The sequence below is a fragment of the Actinacidiphila oryziradicis genome (assembly GCF_005047355.1).
Taxonomy (GTDB): Bacteria; Actinomycetota; Actinomycetes; order Streptomycetales; family Streptomycetaceae; genus Actinacidiphila; species Actinacidiphila oryziradicis.
The window spans coordinates 17799-30646 of the sequence record NZ_SUMC01000084.1 but is presented as its reverse complement, the minus strand read 5'-3'; the positions used below and the strand labels follow the sequence as shown (position 1 = coordinate 30646).

The 12848-nt window shown below is 70.4% G+C and carries 7 protein-coding genes; 2 read left to right on the top strand and 5 right to left on the bottom strand.

The window, feature by feature from the left end:
* Positions 1 to 292 precede the first annotated feature (292 nt).
* Both FCI23_RS42710 and FCI23_RS57285 read right to left on the bottom strand, forming a co-directional pair.
* Positions 293 to 898 carry a uridine kinase family protein gene (locus tag FCI23_RS42710; protein ID WP_169317206.1) on the bottom strand — a complete coding sequence of 202 codons (606 nt, stop codon included), beginning with the start codon at positions 896 to 898 and terminating at the stop codon, positions 293 to 295.
* A gap of 43 nt (positions 899 to 941) precedes the next feature.
* Entirely contained in the window at positions 942 to 1079 is a 138-nt protein-coding gene (locus tag FCI23_RS57285; protein WP_169317205.1) for a twin-arginine translocation signal domain-containing protein, read from the bottom strand.
* 308 nt (positions 1080 to 1387) lie between these two features.
* On the opposite strand from FCI23_RS57285, the gene FCI23_RS42700 reads away from it, so the two are divergent.
* Positions 1388 to 1705 carry a CU044_2847 family protein gene (locus tag FCI23_RS42700; RefSeq protein WP_136729444.1) on the top strand — a complete coding sequence of 106 codons (318 nt, stop codon included), beginning with the start codon at positions 1388 to 1390 and terminating at the stop codon, positions 1703 to 1705.
* Complete coding sequence (locus tag FCI23_RS42695; RefSeq protein WP_169317204.1) at positions 1702 to 5937, top strand: S1 family peptidase; 4236 nt, start codon at positions 1702 to 1704, stop codon at positions 5935 to 5937. Before FCI23_RS42700 ends, FCI23_RS42695 begins: the two co-directional genes overlap by 4 nt.
* A 707-nt stretch (positions 5938 to 6644) precedes the next feature.
* Here FCI23_RS42695 and drmC read toward each other — a convergent pair.
* The 3 genes from drmC to drmA are packed head-to-tail and all read right to left on the bottom strand — an operon-like array spanning position 6645 to position 12813.
* Positions 6645 to 7391, bottom strand: a complete 747-nt coding sequence (gene drmC / locus FCI23_RS42690; protein ID WP_136729442.1) for a DISARM system phospholipase D-like protein DrmC — start codon at positions 7389 to 7391, stop codon at positions 6645 to 6647.
* A complete protein-coding gene (gene drmB, locus FCI23_RS42685) occupies positions 7388 to 9247 on the bottom strand; it encodes a DUF1998 domain-containing protein (RefSeq protein WP_136729441.1) in 1860 nt (619 codons plus the stop codon). Before drmB ends, drmC begins: the two co-directional genes overlap by 4 nt.
* Positions 9244 to 12813, bottom strand: a complete 3570-nt coding sequence (gene drmA / locus FCI23_RS42680) for a DISARM system helicase DrmA (protein WP_136729440.1) — start codon at positions 12811 to 12813, stop codon at positions 9244 to 9246. The genes drmB and drmA overlap by 4 nt, the downstream gene beginning before the upstream one ends.
* Between the last annotated feature and the right edge of the window lie 35 nt (positions 12814 to 12848).

Genomic DNA, 12848 nt, shown 5'->3' with positions numbered 1-12848 from the left:
TGCGGCTTCGTCTCGCGGTGTCCTCGGGCTCGGTCGCAAGGCCCAGGATGGCAGCTCGCCGAGCCCTACTACCAGCAGCTCAAGCCACCGCTCGACGTCTACACCCACCGGCTGGGACACGCCCTCGACATGGAATGCTCAACTGGCCAACTCAAGCGCTCAGTCACATGTTTTCACCCGCACTTCACCGGCGAGTCAGCGCTTGAACTGGTGGGCGCTGTCGTGGCGGTTGGCGCGTTCCGGTGCCGGTCGTTGCGGTCGTCGGGTGCTCCCATCGTCTGTGTGCGCGGTGTCAGAAGCCCTTGACGGTCAGGTCTGCCCGGGCACTGAGACGGGTTGCTGCGAGGTAGTGCTCCTCAGCGGCGCGCCAGCGTTCAATCCAGTTGCCGGGGCCGTGGTCGTGTCCGCGTGCGTGCTGCCGGTGTAGGCACGTGTCGCGAGGTGTCTCGACGCAAACGGTGAGGTCGTAGTAGTTCGCCAGTTCCGGGCGGGCGGTGAACACGCCTTCGACGATGACAGTGCCGGACCGGGGGACGTGGTGGAGCTCGTCCGTAGTCAGCGCGGTTGTCGGCCAGTCGTAGCGCTGGTAGTCCGCTGCCTGGCCTGCGAGGAGCGGAATGAGTACTTGGTCGCGCAGCCGCTGCCAGTCGAAGTACTGGTGATAGCCCTCTTCCGGGCTGAGGAGCAGTCGCTCTTCCGGGGCCATCGGGCGGTAGAAGTCGTCGCCACGGACGATGGTGGTCCGCTCTGCCCCGCCCAGGGCTTCGCCGAGTGTTGTTGCGAGCGTCGATTTTCCGGCTCCACCTGGGCCGTCGATCGCGACCAGAGCGAAGCCGTCGTGCGCGTGCTCGGCAATGGCTGAGGCGACTTGTTCCGTCTGGCTCTGCTGTGTCGTCACGAAGGGATTGTGGCGGAGGACCGCTGGGTCTGGCGAAGGCATTTCACGGACACCGGCCGAGCACGCCCGCCGGGGCGGGTGCGGTCACCGCGGCGGTGCCGGCTGCGGCGGCGGTGCCGGCCGCCTCGAGGAATCTGCGCCGGGAGAGTGCGGCCTCGGGGGCGTACGGGGTGTCGTCCAACGCCTCGTCTCCTGGTGGCTGGGGGCTTACGCGGGGCCGGCGGCTTACGCGGGCCGGGCTTTGCGCGCGGGGTCGCCGGGCCCACGGTCCGGGATCGCGGAAGGTCCCGGGGCTTGCGCCGCTGAGGAGTCCCGGTCGGGGCTTCTGATCGTCGCGCCCGCTGCCCGCCCGTGGTGAGCACCACACCGTGCCGCCCGCCGGGCTGATCCATGGCCGGGCAGGGCGCGACGCTGCCCCCGTCCGCCGTTGGCTACGATCGCTACCGCATGTGCACGGTAAGAGAGTTGGGGGCAACAGTGCCGTATGTCATGAGCGTTCTGGTCGAGGGCGGCGAAACCCTGCACGTGGAGGTCGACGGCCACGGAGCGGACGGCTGGACCCGGGCCGGCCGGACCCACGATGCCGTAGAGGCCGCCGGCCGGACCCTCCAGGAGGTGCTGGCACCGATGCGGCCGGCCATGCAGGCGGTCGTCGGCCAGCTCCGCGGCGGCATCGCGCCGCCGGACAGGATCAGCCTGGAGTTCGGGATCAAGTTCTCCGCCGAAGCCGGGGTGGTGGTGGCCCGTACCGCCACGGAGGCGAATTTCACCGTCTCCGTCGAATGGAACCGTCCGGCGGACGTATGACGGGCGGCGCGGACTCGCTGGCCGGCGCCGTCGTCCGGGTACGGGACCCCGACGGCAGGATCGTGGGCGCGGGATTCCTGGTGGCGCCTCGGCTGGTGTGCACCTGCGCCCATGTGGTGGCACGCGCCCTGGGCGGTGACATGCGGTCCGCCGATCCGCCGCCGGGCCGGGTCGGGCTGGACTTCCCGCTGTTGCCCGGCCCGGCCGACGGCAGCCGGACCACCTTCCCCGCGCAGGTGGCGGGTTGGCGGCCGGTGCTCGCCGACGACACGGGGGACCTGGCACTGCTACGGCTGGACGAGGCGGTCCCCGCGCAGGTCCGGCCGCCCTGGCTGGTGGAGGCCAACGAGCTGTGGGACCACAGTGTGCGGGTGTTCGGATTCCCCTCCGGGAGCGATCACGGCGTGTGGGGCACCGGCAGGCTGCGGGCCGCCCAGGGCGCGGGCTGGGTGCAGATGCAGACGGAGGCCGGGCCCCGTATCGAGCCCGGCTTCAGCGGATCCCCGGTCTGGGACACCGATCTCGGCGGGGTCGTCGGGATGGCCGTGGCGGCGGGCCTCGGCAGCGGTGCGGACACCGCCTACCTGCACCCGGTCTCCTCGCTGCTGCGTGCCTGGCCGGAACTCGCGGAGCACGCCCTGCCGTCCTGCCCCTACCGTGCGCTGGACGCCTTCGCCGAAAGCGACGAGGCGGTCTTCTGCGGTCGCGATGCGGACATCGACCGGCTGGAGACGCTCACCGCCCGGCAACCGGTGGTCATCCTGTCCGGTCCCTCCGGCAGCGGCAAGTCCTCCCTCTCCCGTGCCGGGCTGCTGCCGCGGCTGCGCCGGGCTGGGCACCAGATCGCGGACTTCCGCCCGATCGCCGGGCTCGGCCCTGCCGAGACGCTGGCCGGCGCTCTGCTGCCGCTGCTCGGCAACGAACTGACGGAATATGAGACGGCGGAGCGGCTGACGGACGGTCGGCACGCCGAGATCGCCGCCCGCCTGGCACGCCGTCATCCGCACGGCGTCCTGCTCTTCGCCGACCAGTTCGAGGAGATCGCCACGGCCGACCCGGCTACGGCCAGGGCGCTACTGGAGCTGATCACCGGCCTCGCCGACCCGGTCGCCACGCCGACGCCGGTGCGGGCGCTGCTCACCGTACGGTCGGGATCGCTCGACCGGCTGCTCACCCAGCGGAACCAGGGCTCGCTCCGCGACGGGATCGCGTTCCTGGCGCCTATGGACCGGGAGCAGCTGCGGACAGCGGTCACCGGGCCGCTCGCCGCCGCGCCCGGCGTCGTCCACGAGCCGGGCTTGGTCGAACGGATCCTGGACGACGCGGGTACCGGGCCGGGCCGGCTGCCCCTGGTGGAGTTCGCGCTGACCCGGCTGTGGGACCGGCGCCGCGGTGGGGTGCTCACCCACGAGGCGTACGACGCGTTCGGCGGGGTCGCGGGCGCCGTCGCCGACTATGCGGAGGACGTCTATCACCGGGACCTGAGAGCGGCGGAGCGGGAACCGGCCAGACGGCTGTTCGTCCAGCTCGCCCGGCCGGAGGAGGACGGCGGCTTCGCCCGTCGCGCGGTACGGGTCGAAGACCTGGACGAGGACCAGCAGCGGCTGGTGCCGCGGCTGGCCGACCGCAAACTCCTGGTGACGACCCGTGCGGTCGACGGCGCGGAGATCGCGGACCTGGCCCATGAATCGCTCATCGAGAGCTGGGACCGGTTGCGCGAATGGCTGGCCGCGGACCGGGACTTCCGGGACTGGCAGGAACGGCTCAGAGCGGACCTGCGCCAGTGGGAGCGGCTCGGCAGCCGGAAGAGCGCCCTGGTGCACGGCCCGCTGCTGGCCGAAGCACTGCTGTGGAGCGAGCGGCGGCCACAGGACGTGACCGCCGACGAGCACGCCTACATAGCCGCCGGCCGCGCCCGGCAGAGCCGTGAGGTGCGTCGCTGGCGGATCGTCACCGCGGCGATCGCGGTGCTGGCCCTGCTCGCCGCCGCGCTGGCCGGTGTGACGTACCAGCGCACCCGCGAGCTCAGCAGTCAGCTCCGCGCCCAGGCGGCCCGGCTGCTCGCTCAGGAGGCCCAGCGCAGGGCGGACGACGATCCGGGAACCGCCGCCCTGCTCGCCCTGTCCGCCTGGCGGACCGACGACTCGCAGCCCGAGGCCTATGGCGCGCTGTTCAAACTGAATACCCGGCTGCACAACGTGGACCTGGTGAAACGGCTGGGAGTCGACCACGTTCTGCTGTTCACGGCGACACCCGACGGCAGCTCGGCGGTCGTCGTCGACCAGCGCGGCATCGTGTCGGTCATCACCGGTCTTCTGGGCAGTCCTGAGGTACGGCAACTCCCCGGCACCCGGGCGGTCACCGCACACGAGCCCCTGGTCAAGATCAGCCCGGACGGCCGGAAGATCGGCATGCTCGATGACCGGCAGGGACTGACGGTGTGGGACGTCGCCCACCCGGACCAGCCCACCCGGCTTCCGGTACCGGCTGGCTGGGATCCGGCCCAGCAGACCCTGGACGTCGCCTTTTCCCCCGACAGCAGCCAGTTGCTCGGGCTGTTCGGTCACACCGGCAGCACCGGGACCGAGGACGACCGCCTCGGCCTGTGGAACATCGCCGGGAAATCCCTGGTGTCCAGGACCACTTTGCCGGCCGGCCGCACGTTCTACCAGGCCGGCTTCGGCCCGAAGCCGGGCGGCGTCCTGCTCTACGAGGAGTCGACGGGCAACGGGTCTCCCCAGTACGTACGGCTCGATCCGGGTACGGGCGCGGAGACCGGCACGATTTCCGCGCTGCCGCGAGGCGACGTCGGGCTGGGCGGGCAGGTCGTCGTCGACTGTCCGTCCGAAGCCCTGAGGATACGCGCGGCGGCCGACGGCACACCGCTGCGCACTGTCCCCAATTCCGGATGCGACGGCGGAGTGGTGGTGGACGGCACCGGCCGCTACGCCTTCACCGGCCCCGGCGGGTCCTCGGGTACCGACCTGGCCACCGTCAAGGTGGTCGACCTGCGCACCGGTGGGGTTGCCCAGTCGGCGGCCCCGGTCTACGACGTGGTAAGGGGGTCCGACTTCGTGGTGCTTCCGCGCAAGGACGGCCGCCTCGCGATACTGGCCCTGAAGGGCGGGGAACTGCTGCGGTTCACCGCACCCCGGCCGGACCGTGCCGCCCCCGCCGCCATGCCGGTCAGCCCCCAGTTCCCCATGTTCAGTGGCGACGGACGCTTCCGGCTGCTGGTGGACGACCTCGTGGGCGAGGAATCGGTCCGGTTGCGCGACACCACGGACGGCAGGACATTCACGGCCGGTGCGGCGGTACGGAAACAAATTCTGATGGCATCTCAGAAACACTCCCAGATCGCCTTCACTTCGGACGGCCGCCATCTCGTCGCCCGGACCGGCGGCTCGCTCGCTGTCTACTCCGTGCCGCGGCTGTCCCTGGAACGTATGGTCAAACTGCCCGTTCCACAGGGCATGAAGGGAGACTTCACCGGGGCCCTGGCCGCGGCCGACGACGGAAGCGTCCTGACGCTCTACGCCGGGACGCTCGCCCGGTGGGACCCCGCGACCGGCAGGGCCCTCGGCTCGCCGCTCGAACTCCGCAGCGATGACACGACACTGCGATGGCTGGCCGGGCAGGGCGAGTCCGTCTGGTCACGGCCGGACCATCCGGAGCAGGCGCTCGTCCGCGGACGCGACGGTGTGATGCGGCTGTGGGACCTCGGCCAGCGCCGCTCCATCGGGAGCTTCCAAGCCGATCCGGACGCCATCAGCGCGTGGCAGAGCGAAGCGTTCGACGCCTCGGGGGACCTGCTGGCCACCCTGAGCAATATCAAGTCGTCCGGCGGCACCAGGATCGAATTCCGCGGCGTCCCGGGCTTCGACCGGGTGGCACCGCCGGTCTCCGCCGCCGACGCCTACAACCTCGTCGGGTTCACCCCCGCCGGAGACCTGATCTCCACCGGCTCCTCCGGCACCTCCTCCGATCTCATGCAGGTGTGGAGCACCCACGTGTCCACGGAGATCGCCGGCCTCTCGATGCCCGACGGCGCGGTCTGGACGGTACACGGCAACGTCGTCGAAGGCGGTACCACCGACGGCTCACTCTCGGTCACCCTTGACCCCGACGCGTGGTACGCCGCACTGTGCAGCGCTGTGGACCGCCCTTTCACCGATGCCGAGCGCCGGCTGCTGCCGGAAGGCGCCGACAGCCACCCCGCCTGTCCGGGCTGACCCGTGGCCGGTGACAGCGGCGAGGTGCCAGGACAGTCCGGTGGCCGCCGCGCTCTCCGCTGGTCCTGCGGGACATCTGCCAACTGAACTACGCCGAGGTGTGGGCTTCAACCGGTAGGCGCATTGGCAGTTTGGAAGTGACGCTGCCCGCGAAGGCTGCCGGCGGAACAGTCTGGGTGGCCACGGAATGCCAAGGTACTGGCACTCTCACTGTGGACACGGGCCGGTATGGCACGTACACCGAGCACTGCTCCGATCACCCCGACGGCAGTCTCAACGCTTCTGAGGTGGTGACTGCTGAAGCTGCGACTGGGCTCAAGGTGGCCGCCGGCCCGGGGGTGACCTGGGGGGGTTGCGGTTGGTTGGGACCGCAGTCACCCGCAATAGAGCCGGGCCCCGCTGGGCCGTCTCGTCACCGTGCTCCGGCCGTCCCGTCCCCGAGGGATCGCCGAGGCAAGGTCATGAGACCACTCCGACCGGCGGAAGATCATGGAGCTCCCCGCCGTCCGGGACAACCTCGCCCGCTGGGCAGTCCGCCGGCAGACGCCGTTCCCCCGGTGCTCCCTGGTCGTCGGGCGGGACAGACGGACCGGTGCCCAGCGGGCGGCGAGTGCTCATCCCGCGATGATCCCGTGCGGCGCGGCCACGCGGATGTGCGGAGCGGGCTTGGGAGTCATGTTCGGACCCCAACGTGCGCGGTCGCGATCTCAGGGTGAGGTGAGGAGGATTCCTGATTCTTGGAGGGATTCGAGGTGGCGGGCTATTGCGTCGGCTTGTGTGGGGTCGCGCAGTAGGATTCCGCATTCGAGGTTCTTCTCGAACCCGTAGCCCGTGAGATTGGCGCTGCCGATCAGGGCCACGTGCCGGTCTACCACGATGATCTTGGCGTGCAGTGCGGCTCCCGGTTCCCGGTTCCTGATCGGCCAGCTCCACTGGACAGCCGGGAGCGTGGGGAACGCGGGGGCCCCGTGGAATTTGGGGTTGTCGGCCGGCTGCTCCAGCAGGAGTGTCATTTCCACGCCGCGGGCGGCTGCCGCGGCCAGGGCGGCGGTGAGTGATGCTGGTGGGAAGGTCGCGTAGCTGACGAGTAGCAGCTCCCTGCGTGCGGAGTCGATGAGTTCGCTGACTACGGCGGAGGTTAGCCGGGAGGTCTGGATGCCGGAGGCCGGGCCGGTCCAGACGATGTCCGCGTCGTGGTCGGAGCGGTACTTCAGCCGGGCCTGCGCGGCGCCGAGCAGCAGCCCTGCCGCGTACCTGCCGTCGGTGTCCCCGGGCAGGTGGGTGCGCAGGCGGCGACATGCCGTGCGGACGGCTATGCCGGCGACTTGGGCCTCGAGTGAGCGTAGGCCTGATCGTCCCTTCCGGCAGGCGTGTGCGAGCTGTTTGATGTCGCTGTACGGCAGTTGTTCGGCGAGTTCGGCGGTGAGGGTTTCCAGGGAGCCTGATGACATCATGACAGGAAGGCCAGGCCGTCGCCGGTGATGTCGAGGAGGAACGCGCGGTCCAGCCACCGGTTGTTGGTCTCGCAGCTGGTCTCCGAAGCGAACAGGCAGGCGTGGCAGGCGGCTGCGTGGAGGGTGTCGGAGGGGTCCTCGGGAAGGTGCTCGGCGCACAGCGGGTCGCTGGAGCAGCGGGCGGCTTCCTCCAGTGCCTGGTCGAGCAGTCGTTTGAGGTAGCGGGCCTGTCCGAGTGCGACCAGGCCGCCGAGGGTGCCTTCGCTGTCGCTGGCGGCGGTGGACAGCAGCAGTCCCGCGGCGGGTTGGCCGGGGTGCCCGATGTAGAGGCGCTCGCGGATGCTGGAGGAGGAGTAGCCGCACTCCAGTGCGACTTGCCGCATCAGGAGGTGGCTGAAGGTGTGCAGCAGCACGAAGCGGGCCACGGGGAAGCCGGCGTTGTAGGGCTGGGCCCGGTTGTGGCTCCACCGCTGATGCGCCTGCTGCAACGCCAGCAGGCGTGGGTGGTTCGAGACTTTTCCGGCCCAGGTGGCTACGGCGTTTTCCCGGAGCTGCAGGAAGATGCCTTCGCCGCGTTGTTCTGCCGCGGGCACCCACTGCATCGGCCCTCGGGAGAGGGACACGCGGTTGCGCGGGGCCAGGTCGCGGCGGGCGGGGGCTGAGATGCGGGTGAAGGCGAGCAGGGCCTGGACCTCGCGCAGCCGGGTGACCTGGACGACCTGCTCGAGCAGGTTGTCGTATCCGGGGGGCGTCGGGGTCGGGACGGCCCGGAAGTCGACGTCCTGTCGCAGCGTGGTGGGCTTGGCGAGCAGCCGCCATTCGTCTTGGAGGAGGTCTCCTGAGGTCTCGGGCGCTGCGGGTCCGCCGGCGGCGCGGATCTTCTCGATGATCGCCCACAGCTCGTCGGGCGGCACGGAGCGCAGGCTTCGGAGGTTGTTCATGCCATCGACCACGGTCTGCACCAGGGCCGGTGAGGGAAGCGCGCCCAGCAGGTCCCAGCTGCCGGTGACGATGTCTTCGATGGACTGCGACTGCGGGAGGTGCAGGGCGCTCGCGGTGACGCTGAACCACAAATTGGAGGCACCGAGCACCATCAGGCGCAGGTCGGCGCCGCAGGGCTCGAAGCGCTGCTGGTGGGGGTGGCGCCCGCGGCAGACGGGGAGTTTCTGCCAGCCGTGGCGGCCGGCGGCTTCCTGGATGTTGCGGGAGGCACCGCATTCGGCGCATCTGACGGTGACTTGCGGGCCGAGGGTGCTCGCACTGTCGATCATGGTGAGTTTCGCGCCGCCGCAGGGAACGGTCGCCCCGGCGTGCACGAAGTCGACATACGGGAAGTCGTCCAGGTGGCCGGAGCGTTCGCAGGTGACGATGAAGCGGGCCGGGACGCAGGCCCGCTTGTTGGCGTCCCGGGTGGTGGTCTGCTTCTGGCACTGCGCGTGCACCCATTTGGCCAGGTCCGGGCGGCGCCCGTAGCGGTGCACCAGCTCGAACTGCCCGGGCGGGTCGAGCGGGCCGAGCCGGTGGCAGCGTGGGCAGCGCACCCATCCGGGGAACGGGGTGACCGGCACCCCGACGCGGGTGTAGGGGTCGTCGGTCTCGGCTGGATCCCACGGGGCCTTGCGCAAGGCCCTGACCTGGGGGCCCAGAACGCGTTGTACTTCTGCGAGCAGCCGGGGCTCTTCGATGGTCTCCTGCCGCTCGGGGCTCCAGGCGTCCAGACTGCGCACGATCACGGACATGGTGGGCAGGTCGGCCACGGCGCCGACCCCGGCGGTGGTCATGAGGTGGCTGGGACGGACCCCTCCGATCCTGCTGGGGTCCCGGTGCCCGCTGGAGGGGCCGGTGGGCAGCTTCACGAGGTCCCTCCGGAGGGCGGTGTGCGGTCGTAGCTCCAGGCGGGTTGTTCTGCCAGGCTCCGGTCGCGCCGGTCGAGTTGCAGGATGATCTCCGGTTCTACTTCGCGCAGGCTCATCGGCGCTGACCACAACTCCCAGCTGTCCTCCTCGGGCCGCATCAGCAGGCCCACGACGTCGGGAGCTTCCTCGTAGCCCAGGCGGCCGGCGGACAGTGCGCCTCGTTGCTGGGTCCAGGAATCGAGGCGGTGCTGTGCGGCTTGGCGTACCGCGGCGGCCTGGGCACTGTCGTGCAGAACCCTGGCGGCCCGCTGCTCCAGAGCCTCCAGGAGGGCGAGGACCGCGGGCCCGGTCAGGGGCACGTCGTGGGCCGCGGTGTTCGGCAGGGCGTGGAAGGCGGAGTGCCGCACGGCCGCGGCGAGTATCCCGCTGAGCCCGCGGTCGAGCGCCCGGTCGCTGAACGGGGTCGTTGTCAGGCCCTCGACCCGCATGCCGAACGTGGCGTGGTCGTAACCGAAGGACTCGTAGTGCGCCAGATCCCGCGGCCGGCTCCATTGGTACAGCGTGATGACCAGGCCGGGACGGCGTGGGTCACGGCCGACACGGGAGGTTGCCTGGATGTATTCGGCGCTGTTCTTGGGCTGTCCGGTGACGACCATGAGGCCCAGCCGCGGGACGTCTACGCCCACCTGGAGCATGCTCGTGGCGAGGAGCACGTCCAGTGGGTTGAAACGCCCGGCCAGCCGGCCCCGGGATTCCGGGTTGCGCCGGAAGTCCTCCAGGGCCTCGGAGGAGTCATAGCGCGGATCGAAAGACCGCTCGAGGTCCGCGAGGGTACTGCCGATGCGGCTGCTGGGCATGCGGCTGGTGAGTTCGCTGACGGTGGGACGCCGGCGGCGCGTGCGGACCTGTTTGCTTACGAGCCGGTCGGCGACGTCGTCGTCGACGAGGCGTTTCATGCCGGCCAGTTCACGGGTGGAGGTGAAGTAGTCCACCACGGTCAGGTAGGGGTCCGCGGCGTCCCCGTACCGGTCGAAGAGCATCTGACCGTGCTCCAGCAGGGCGGCGACGAGCCGGATCTCCACCGACTTCAGGCGCTCCCCGGTCGCGCACACGCCCCGGTACCGCCGGCTGGGCGTCTCAGGTGTGGGCTCCACCGAGCGGGAGAAGAACGTGTTGCCCGCGTCGAGCAACTGCGGCGGGAAGACGGTCAGTCCACGGGCGAAGACCTGCTCCACCTGATCCTGGGCCCGCCGCACAGTGGCGGTCGAGGCCACCACGACCGGCCTGACCAGCTCCCCGTTCACCGGCCGGCTGCACAGCCGGTCCACGACCGTCTCATACAGCCCGACCAGGCTGCCCAGGGCGTCGCTGATCAGGTGCAGCTCGTCCTGGATGACCAGGTCCGGGGGCCGCAGACGCATCGCGGGCTGCGGCGCAGTGGCGGGCAGCCCGGCCGCAGCGGGGTGCCGGGTCTTGCAGAAGCCCTGGAAGGCCGGGGCACGCCAGCCGTGCCGCTCGCAGCGGGTGTCGACCAGACCGAACAGCGGTGCCACGGCGTCCTTCCACGGCAGCTGCGCGAGCTTGTCGACGGTGCTGATCACCAGCGCCGGAGTCAGCCGGTAGATCTCCTCGTCCACGGTCAGGACGGGCAGCCCCTCGCCGCCCGCATGCCGCTCGGTGAAGGGGCAGTCCCCTTCCGGGTCACTGCAAAAGAGCAGCACCCGCCGACGCAGATCCTGGGTCTTCAAGGCGGCACCGGTCAGCCGCGATCCGCACCAGGGACAGGCAACGAGCTGCAGCGGACCTCCGATCGCGCTTTCCCGGTCCCGGGCCTCCTCGACCTGCCGCTTGGCCTCCTCGTAACTGTTCGGGGTGACGCTGCTGCCCACCCACAGCCCCACCCGGAAGGGCGTCGCCCCCCACCGGCCATCCCCAGCGGCGAGCCGCTCCCTGCGCAGCCACTCACAGGCACACACCAGGGCGGCCGCGCGCTGGAACTGCTGCGCAGTGAGCAACCGCAGCGTGTAGCGCATCAGCACCGCCACACCGTCCGTGCCGTCCCGCGCGTCATCCCCGCTACCGACGACACCCTGCAAACGCCGGATCGCAAACGTGTACGCGGTCAGCCCCAGATACGCCTCCGTCTTACCGCCACCGGTCGGGAAGAACAGCAGCTGCACCTGGCCGTCCTCAACCGACCGGTGAGCATCGCGATGGCTCGGATCGGTCAGCCCCGGCAGGCACAACAGGACGAAAGCAAGCTGGAACGGCCGCCAACTGCGGGTAGATGCAACGTCCTTCTCCCGCAAAATCTGGGCCAGAGGAACGTCGGGATTGTTCAGCCGCGCCCGCACCACCTCCCCTCGCACACGCTGCAGCGCCATCGCCTGATTGGCGAACCGGAACGCCTCACGCGCGATGCCATCATGACGAAGCAGATCTATGGCCCGATCCAAACGATCAGCGATCTCACCGGCCCGGTCGAACGCCGGCCGCGCAGCCCGGCCATACGCGGCGATCTCCGGATCGTCATCGATTCGCCGCACCTGATCCGCCAGCCACGAACGGTAACCCGTGGCCAGCGGCCGCAGAGCGCGGACAAGTTCATCACGGGCCAGCTCCGCGCTACCCAGCCGCGCCATGTCCAGCAGCAGACCTGGCATCCCGGAGGTGTCCCCCGGCACCGTGAGCCGAACATCCGCCGCGGGGAAGCAGGTCGTGCGAAGCTGCCACGCACGAGCCTGACCGGGACGCACCTCGGCATCCACGGCGCACTGCCGACCATGGGCGTAGGCCCGCTGCGCACGGTGGAGCAGAGCAAGATGGAGCCGCTCCGGGTCGCTGGTGAAGGGACGCTCGCCCAGCTCCGGGTCATTGTGCCCCAAGAAGACCGACGCATTGCCGTCGAGAGCGGTGACCGTGAGATGAACCTGGAACAGTCGCGCGGTGTCCGGGTTGGCACTGGGCTGCGGCTGGGCGTTGACCAGCGAGACATCCACAATGCGGCGCGCTCCCCGATGCCGCACCAGGCTACGGAGCACCACACCGGGCTGCTCGCTGTCCGGCGGCACCGGATCGAGCTCGCCATCGCTGTCCAGAGCTACCTCGACAGGGCCGCCCGCAGGCCGCCGCCGCCAGACCGTACGCGGCCTGCCCTGCTCCGTCAGGTGCACCTCCGAGGCAGCCCGCTCGTAGCGACCCCACTCAGCAGTCACGACAATCCTCGAGACACCGGCCGGGACAGCGAAAGACAGCCCCAGCGCCGATGCCGCCATCGAACCGGACCGGACTGCCGCCGGCGGCTCGGGTGCATCGTCATCGTCCGACGTCTCCACGACCTCCCGGTCCACCGTGCCCGGATCATCACCATCGGAGGCATCATCGGAACGGCTCGGCGGGACGTCCCGCGGCACCAACCGCCCCAGCACGTAACGCTCACCAGGGCTGACACCGGGCAGCAGCTCCTCCTCCGGACCGTCCCACGGCCCATGCAGGTCACGCTCGAGAAGGCTTTCAAGCTCCTCCCGGACCTCGTAGGACGTCTTGCCCGCCGCACCTGAGGTCACCACGCCACTCCTCTGCCGTCAGCCAAGATGCCGCT